The organism is bacterium (assembly GCA_024224155.1).
Taxonomy (GTDB): Bacteria; Acidobacteriota; Thermoanaerobaculia; order Multivoradales; family JAHEKO01; genus CALZIK01.
Genome location: JAAENP010000291.1, coordinates 1 through 2,224, shown reverse-complemented (window position 1 = coordinate 2,224; position 2,224 = coordinate 1). Strand labels below are relative to the sequence as shown.

Below are 2,224 nucleotides of genomic sequence, written 5' to 3'. Positions count from 1 at the left end.
TTCTCAGGTGGGACCGCATCTTCTGCTTGTATCCGTTCGGCACCCGTGTCTCTCCTGCTCATCTGGCGATTTCGTAGCGTCCAGTACCCCTGTGGTGGCTACTTTCGCCATCCGCCCTTTAGTTTGCCTCTCCTGCAGTTCATGTGGGTTTCGGGAGAGGTGGATCCAGCGTGATGCCACCGCAGCAGAGGTAGAGCATGGCGATGAGTGGTGGGGGGCTGTGGAAGCCGTAGGCCCGGCGGGCGATCATCCGCAGCTTGTTGTTGATTCCCTCGACGATCCCATTGGTCAAGCGCTCTCGTATGTAGGCGAGGATGCGGTCGAAGTGCTTCCGGATCGTTCGTGCGGACTTCACGAAGGGCGGGAGCTTGGAACGTGAGGCCCAAGCCAGCCACTCCCGCAGAGCGCGCTCGGCTCGCGCCGGCTGCTTGTAGTCCAGGGCCTGCGCGAGGGTCTCCTTGAGCAGGTACGCCCGGTAGAGCGGAGCATTCGTGCGCTGCACCTCGCTGAGCTTCTGCTTCTGCTCGCGGGTGAGGTTCCAGGGGTTCTTGAGCAACGCGAAGCGGCTCTGGAACAGCGCTCGCCCTGCGTCGGTCCCTCGAATCTCGCGCAGCTGCTCCCGCCGGACCTCGTCGAGGGCATCGGACGCCAGGCGCTGGACGTGAAACCGATCGAACACGATCTGGGCTCCCGGGAGCCGCTCTTCGACCGCCTTGATGTAGCCACCCGCCATGTCCATGGTCACGCACTCGAGCTCGGCACAGCGCTCCTCGCCCAGCGCGTCGAAGAACGCCCCGAGCGTGGCCGCGCTGCGGCCTGCAGCCGCCCACACCACGCGTCGGCGATCGTGATCCACCACCGTCGTCAGATAGCGGTGGCGCTTGCGGTAGCTGAACTCGTCGACGCCGATCCGCCGCAGGCCGTCGAGCCTCGATGGATCGAGGCGCCGGGCCACCACCCGCTCCACGATCGCGCCCACCGTCGTCCAGGAGATCCCCATCAGCTCTGTGACCCGGGTCTTGTCCGTCACCTGCGCCAGGTACGCGACGAGCTCCTCGAAGTCCCATGTGAACCGGCTTCGATGCGGCGCCCAGGGGACCTGCTCGGTCCGCACCCCACAGCGGGGGCACCGGACCCGCCGCGGCGCGTACGCCAGCCAGATGCGAAGCCGACCGAGCCCCAGCTGCCGCCAGCGCCGCGCAGGGCTCTGATCGTAGCCCGGGGCCCGCTTCTCACAGGCCCCACACCGCGGCCTGCGCCAACGAGGCTCCACGCCGAGTACCAGATCGCCTCCCTCGAAGGCCACGGAGCGCACGAGCAACGAGGTGACACCGATCAGCCGGCGGAGTAGCGTAGTGATGCGCACGGGGTTCTTCTGCCTCCTTGTCGTTTTCGTCAACCACAAGAAAGCACGAACCTCGTGTGCACCTCTATACCGTGCGCGCCGCCTCCAGAGCGTGCGCCCCCTCCTCCACCAGCATTTCCTCCTTGCTCACCTCCTCACCCCCGCTGGGGGGGTGAGGGGGCGGGAAATCCTCATTCGAACGACCCACTCAAACTGCAGGAGAGCCGTACTTTCCGGCCGGCCCGTCGTGTGCGACGACCACCTCGCCGCGCCAGATCCGCCGCATGAGGCCGACGAAGTCCTCGATCTCGGCAGTCTTGATCCGCGGGAGACCGAAGGCGTCGAAGATCGGTCGGATCCCCCGACCGAGGCCCAGCGAGAAGCGGCCCCCGGTGAGGCGGTGCATCGTCATCGCGTAGGCGGCCGTCACCATCGGGTGGCGCGTGTTGTGGTTCGTGGCCGCAGTGGCGATGCCGATCTCGCTCGAGATCGCGCCTACCGCGCCCGACAGGGTAGCCGCCTCCTTGATATTGAAGCGCTCCGAGATGAACGTCGAGCCGAGGCCGAGCGCCTCGGCCTGCTGCACCTCGGCGATCAGCTCGCGAGGTGTCTGCGGTGCGCCGCCGAGCGTGTAGAAGCCCAGCTCGTTCATCCGTTCCATCGGTTTCTCCTCGAGCGATGTGGGTATCTGTTCGCCGCCTTCATGGTACTGCAGCGAACCGTACCAAGGCACTCAGAACTAGAAAGGACGTCGAGATCTTCGATCGCGACCCTGGGCAACGGGGTACGCCCCTGGATATGCACCTGGTAGACTCGTCCGGGCGAAGACGGAGGTTCGAAGCGATGTCCGACTCCCTCGCGAAGTGCTTCTCCCCAGCG

Annotated in this window: 2 protein-coding genes; both read right to left on the bottom strand. The window is 66.0% G+C overall.

Features of this window, described 5'->3' with window-relative positions:
• Nucleotides 1–139 precede the first annotated feature (139 nt).
• Entirely contained in the window at nt 140–1,366 is a 1,227-nt protein-coding gene (locus GY769_15110) for an ISL3 family transposase (GenBank protein MCP4203251.1), read from the bottom strand.
• Between the two features lie 187 nt (nt 1,367–1,553).
• Complete coding sequence (locus tag GY769_15105) at nt 1,554–2,006, bottom strand: LLM class flavin-dependent oxidoreductase (GenBank protein MCP4203250.1); 453 nt, start codon at nt 2,004–2,006, stop codon at nt 1,554–1,556.
• Between the last annotated feature and the right edge of the window lie 218 nt (nt 2,007–2,224).

Excerpts from the sequence above, each read along its gene's own strand:
- GY769_15105 (MCP4203250.1), bottom strand. The coding sequence starts at position 2,006 with ATGGAACGGATGAACGAGCTGGGCTTCTACACGCTCGGCGGCGCACCG.